Source organism: Wolbachia endosymbiont of Tuta absoluta (genome assembly GCF_059414725.1).
This window is the reverse complement of the sequence record NZ_JBNRJY010000725.1, coordinates 1-5,333: the sequence shown is the minus strand read 5'-3', so window position 1 is coordinate 5,333 and position 5,333 is coordinate 1. Positions and strand designations below refer to the sequence as shown.

The following is a 5,333-nucleotide window of genomic DNA, read 5'->3' as shown; positions in this document are numbered from 1 at the left end:
TAGAAAATTTAAAAGTCGAAAAATGTTTAAACCATTAACCGACCCATTGGAAGCAATGGTTACACTGAAAAAACAATGTCAGGATTATAATAATGTTAATTATTATAAGGATGTAAAAAAAAATGAAGATACAAGTGACCAAACTATTGAACTAGACTCTCACAGTAATAGTAATGACTCTTTAGATGAAAATGATTTTAAATCTCCTGTGAAGGAAGATCGATCACATGCTTTTCAGCCATCTAATAAGCATAATCGGAGATGTGTTTTTTCCATCAGACGACAAATTAGTCAGCATACTTAAAGCTTTTGGAGTGTTTGCAGTGGGTTTCTTAATAAGACCAATTGGTGCTGCTATATTTGGCCACATTGGCGATAAATATGGAAGAAGGATTGCTCTATTTCTCTCTATCATATTGATGACTCTATCAACCGTACTTATTGCATTTGTTCCAGGCTATCAGAACATTGGGGTACTCGCATCAGTACTGGTGGTATGTTTAAGATTATTGCAGGGTATATCTCTTGGAGGAGAGGCAGGAAATGCCCCATTTTTAATAGAGCATGCTCCTAAAAATAAAAGAGGATTCTTTGGCAGTATTGAAGTATTGAGCGCAATTCTTGGCTCAATATTAAGTCTTATAGTGGTGCTTATATGCAAAAAAGTATCCGATTTTGAATCTTGGGGATGGAGATTGCCTTTTATTTTCAGTTTTGTAATAGGATTAATCAGTATATATATGAGATATATACTCGATGAAAGCCCAGAATATAAAAAGCAGGAAAAGCCACATGAATTACCGTTAAAAGAACTGTTAAATGGCTATAAAAAACCTTTTCTAATATCAATTGGAGTTGACATAGTTGAGAATGCATCTCTTTACATATATTTAGTGTTTTTTAATCTACTTGCATCAACAATAAACACTCACTTTAATCACGCAGTAGAAATATTGAATCAGGTTGCACTTGGAGGATTGACTATACTATTTGCAATACTTTCTGATAAGGTAGGGAGAGAAAGAGTCATGAAATTTGCATTTGTGACTTTTATAGTAGTAAGTTATCCAGTTTTTTCAATGATACTAAGTGGTAATAATTTGCTCACCATAATGGCGCACGTTCTTTTTATAATCCCAATAGCTGCTTCTCTTGGTCCTGTTAGCGCGTTTATGTGTGAATTATTCCCAATAAAGGTACGATACAGTGGATTTGGTTTATCAAGAAATATAGCTTCGGGATTTTTTGGTGGTCTTGCACCATTTATATGCACAACTATTATCAAAGTTACAGGACAAGGAACTTTAGCAAGTTTTTACATGATTTTCTGTGCATTAATTGGGTTAGTTGCTATATCACAAGTTAAGAGTTAGATTTTTTCAAAAACCAAGTGTTTAAAAAATCTAATCATAAGGTGGAAAATGCCAATTTTTAGGTGATAGTGTAAATATTTCAACTCCATCTTTTGTGACTCCAAGCGTATGCTCAAACTGTGCAGAAAGTGAAAGATCACGTGTTGTCACTGTCCAGCCATCTAGCTTGCTGAGCAGAGTTTCATGTTTTCCAGCATTGATCATTGGTTCTACCGTAAAAAACATGCCTTCTTTTAAGATAAGATCCTCACCTTCATCATAAAAATGTACAACATTTGGTGGAGCATGAAAAACCTTTCCTATGCCATGTCCACAATAATTGCGTACGATAGAATATCCAAAATCTTCAATATATTTTTCTATAGTAAGTCCTATTTTATTTAACTTATTGCCTGGCCTGACTTGTTTTATTGCTTCCATTAGCGCATTATAAGTAGCATTACACAAACGCTTTGCTTTTATTGAGGGTTTACCAGCCCAAAACATGCGACTTGTGTCACCATACCAGCCATTTAAAATCACTGTAACGTCAATATTTAAAATATCTCCATCTTTAAGAGGTTTATCATCAGGAATACCATGACATACAACAGCATTTTTCGAAGTACAAATTGATTTCGGATATCCCTTATAATTCAGTGGTGCTGGAATTGCACCTGCATTGATTATAAAATCATGACATAGATCATTTAATTCATTAGTTGTTACGCCTACTTTGACGTGTGGTGCAATAAAATCAAGGGTTTCAGCTGCAAGCCTGCCAGCTTTACGCATAAAGTCAAAATCTTCTTGTGAATGTATAGTTATGTTCATGTTTCTTACGTTTTATTGTAATTTTCTGCTTCTCTTACGGATACATCAGTGTAATAATACTATAAAAATAAGCTCTTAGATCAAGCCATTTGTATATTAAGAGATAAAGACAAAAATCTAGACTGTGACTTTTGATTTAACCCAATGGTATAACTTACTTATTTTGCCATCGTGACCAAGCATTCCAGAATTATTTCTATAAAAGGTGTCAACTATTAGCTTTATAGAGCCTAAAGCAGCAGAAAATACAGGATTTTTGTCGTATTCGCCATCAAGACCGCTACAAGATTCAGGGCATCCGATACGGACTTGTTTATTGAATATATAGCTTGCAATTTCTTTCATGCTTGTGAGTTGACTGGTTCCACCTGTGATCACTACTTTATTAATTGGATCTTTCTGTTCTTGAAATTGTTCTCTTATCAGCTCAAGTATTTCCTCAACCCTTGGTCTTATGATGTTAACAAGTTCAGACTTAAACACTTGAGTTGGTTCATCGCTTTCATTACTTTGCACTGCAATACATTCATTCTCATCTATTGAAGTTACAATAGTGCTACCGTATAGTATTTTTATGCGTTCAGCATGCTCTATACTTGTGCATAGTCCATAAGCTATATCTCGGGTAATGTGAATGCCACCAATTGGAATGCTGCTTGTGTACACAAGTTTTCCTCTCTTAAAAATTCCAATTGCAGTGCATCCACCTCCTATGTCAACAACGGCAGTTCCTAGCTCTTTTTCATCTTTACTTAGACAGGCAAGGCCTGCAGAATATGCAGAAGCAACACAACCAGACATACTTATCCCACTATTATTAGTTATACAATTTTCGATATTGGTAAGCGCTGGACGCGAAGCAGTGACAACATTAACATCAGCAGATAATCTTTTTCCATATAATCCACTGACTTCCTTTATGTCAGTCATATCATCTAAGTGATATTTCAGTGGTATATTGTGAATGATGACATTTTCTTCGATATATTTCTCAAATGTCTGAAAGACTACACGTTTTATGTCTCGGTCTGAAATTTCGTGATTAGCTGCAATAATTTCGTTATATACGTTAAAAGATGAGACTCCACATCCGGCTACATTCACATATATCTGGTCTATAGTCTCTTCTGATACTTGCTCAGCTAAACCTATAGTTGATGAAATAGAGTAACTTGCATGCTTTGCATCAGTTATTGATCCACCGCTTATACCTTCTGCACTTTTATAACCCGTTCCTATTATTTTATAGCTGAAGTTGCTATTGATCTTAACAATGAGACAGATAATTTTTGTTGTACCTACGTCTAAAACGGCAAAAACATTTCGCTTTGGTTTTATTATTACTGCAGAGTACATTAGTTGACCTTATGACACAATTCCATTCAAATTGTAGCTTCCTTTAATAATTTATATTTCTATTAAAAATACAGCAACATTTTAATATACCCAAAATACTGTACAAAGGAAAAAATAAAACATAAAATTTTAATTTTATGTCTAAATTGCCAATTGTAATTGCCCCTGATGAAAGGTTAACTACACGTGCCAGTGAAGTAATAGATATAACCGATAAAATTAAAGAATTAGTAAACGACATGTTCGAAACTATGTACTATGCAGAAGGTCTTGGTCTTGCTGCAGTACAAGTTGGAGTGCTGAAGAGAATTTTTATCATGGACGTTCAGCCAGAGAAGGCTGAAGATGGGCCAGCAGGATATGAATCAACTGGCAAATTTTGCATGATTAACCCTGAAATTACAGAATTATCGGGTGAACAAGTAATTCTCAAAGAAGGGTGCCTTTCAATTCCAGAGCAAAGCCATGAAATTAAGCGTCCAAAATATTTAACTGTGAAATATAAAAATTTAAATAACGAAGAACAGACGCTAAAAGCTAGTGGTTGGCTTGCAAGGTGTATTCAGCATGAGTTAGATCATTTAAATGGTATATTATACGTTAGACATTTGTCTAAATTGAAGTACGATATGGCTATGAAAAAAGCTCAAAAGGTTAAGAGGCACTATGAACAATGAAGATCTAGAATTGTTGAAGTTCTATCATGAAGTGGGTGTTGACTGCACGCTAACTGAAGGTGAAGAGGAAAAAAAAGTGGAAAATGAGAGAGCTGCACAGTCTTCTGTCATCGAGCAGAAAAAAGCCATGTTCCCAAGTGATTGGATCATTGAAGCAAGGAAGCTTGCAAGTGAATGTGGTAGTGTAGATGAACTAAGAAGTGCAGTTAAGTCATTTGAGGGTTGTGAAATAAAAAAAACTGCAACTAATACTGTTTTTTCCGATGGTAATCCAAATGCAAAAATCATGCTTGTTGGTGAAGCACCAGGAGCAAATGAAGACCTGAAAGGCATACCATTTTGTGGTGCAAGCGGAATGCTGCTCGATAAGATGCTCGGTGCAATTAATCTGGACCGCACTAAGGTATATATAAGCAACACCGTGTTTTGGCGTCCACCAGGTAATAGAAAACCAACTGATCTAGAGCTTGATATGTGCAGACCATTTGTTGAGAAGCATATTGCTCTTGTTTTACCGCAGATTCTGATTTTTGTTGGAGGAATCGCATGTTATAGCCTTCTTGATAACACAAAGACTATATCGAACTTGCGTGGCAAATTTCATACTTATACTAACCAATATTTATCTCATGCAATTACCACAGCCGCTATATTTCATCCAGCCTATCTACTTCGTCAACCAGCACAAAAACGCTTAGCTTGGGAAGATTTAAAGAAGATTAGAGAATATCTTGATAATACCAATAACCACACGGACGTTTAGCTTACTACTTGTTGTCATCGCAGTACCTTCTCCTATCATTCCAGACTAGAATGACACCCTATTGACACACTGCCTAGTTCATGTTAGTTATAGATATTAAGAAATTTACTAAACAAAAAAAAGGCAAAAGAATCCCCCAGTAGTGAGTTTTGACCCTATAATAATGTAAATTGGCATTGTAGTAATGTGCTAACGCTTATTTAAAGCGTGTTTTGGCTGAATGTAGAAAAAATAAAAAAGACATGCAGCCGCTATAATTTTATGTAATCTGCCAATATATACCTGAGTTTTTTACTGAATTTTGTTGTTAAATCTGCAGAGATTAAAAACAAGGATAAATACTCTTATTGA

Annotated in this window: 6 protein-coding genes; 4 read left to right on the top strand and 2 right to left on the bottom strand. The window is 35.1% G+C overall.

Going from position 1 to position 5,333, the window contains the following annotated elements:
- A partial coding sequence (locus tag ACJ5GX_RS07765) for a hypothetical protein (protein ID WP_495292876.1) occupies positions 1-304 on the top strand: 304 nt, incomplete at its 5' end.
- Positions 228-1,373 (top strand): MFS transporter, encoded by a 1,146-nt coding sequence (locus tag ACJ5GX_RS07760; RefSeq protein ID WP_007302318.1) that lies wholly within the window; start codon positions 228-230, stop codon positions 1,371-1,373. The genes ACJ5GX_RS07765 and ACJ5GX_RS07760, both read left to right, overlap by 77 nt.
- Positions 1,374-1,403: 30 nt before the next feature.
- On the opposite strand, the gene map is transcribed toward ACJ5GX_RS07760, so the two are convergent.
- The gene (map, locus tag ACJ5GX_RS07755; protein WP_007302317.1) at positions 1,404-2,186 is read right to left on the bottom strand and encodes a type I methionyl aminopeptidase; all 783 of its coding nucleotides are present in this window, start codon (positions 2,184-2,186) and stop codon (positions 1,404-1,406) included.
- A gap of 117 nt (positions 2,187-2,303) precedes the next feature.
- A complete protein-coding gene (gene ftsA, locus ACJ5GX_RS07750) occupies positions 2,304-3,542 on the bottom strand; it encodes a cell division protein FtsA (RefSeq protein WP_007302316.1) in 1,239 nt (412 codons plus the stop codon).
- A 137-nt stretch (positions 3,543-3,679) separates the two neighbouring features.
- On the opposite strand from ftsA, the gene def reads away from it, so the two are divergent.
- Positions 3,680-4,219, top strand: coding sequence for a peptide deformylase (def, locus tag ACJ5GX_RS07745; RefSeq protein ID WP_007302315.1), 540 nt, complete (start codon positions 3,680-3,682; stop codon positions 4,217-4,219).
- Complete coding sequence (locus ACJ5GX_RS07740; RefSeq protein WP_010403847.1) at positions 4,209-4,982, top strand: uracil-DNA glycosylase; 774 nt, start codon at positions 4,209-4,211, stop codon at positions 4,980-4,982. The genes def and ACJ5GX_RS07740 overlap by 11 nt, the downstream gene beginning before the upstream one ends.
- Positions 4,983-5,333 lie beyond the last annotated feature (351 nt).

What these genes read in the sequence shown, in the direction of transcription:
- ftsA (WP_007302316.1), bottom strand. Translation starts at nt 3,542, where the DNA reads ATGTACTCTGCAGTAATAATAAAACCAAAGCGAAATGTTTTTGCCGTT.
- def (WP_007302315.1), top strand. Translation starts at nt 3,680, where the DNA reads ATGTCTAAATTGCCAATTGTAATTGCCCCTGATGAAAGGTTAACTACA.
- ACJ5GX_RS07740 (WP_010403847.1), top strand. Translation starts at nt 4,209, where the DNA reads ATGAACAATGAAGATCTAGAATTGTTGAAGTTCTATCATGAAGTGGGT.
- ACJ5GX_RS07760 (WP_007302318.1), top strand. Translation starts at nt 228, where the DNA reads ATGCTTTTCAGCCATCTAATAAGCATAATCGGAGATGTGTTTTTTCCA.
- map (WP_007302317.1), bottom strand. Translation starts at nt 2,186, where the DNA reads ATGAACATAACTATACATTCACAAGAAGATTTTGACTTTATGCGTAAA.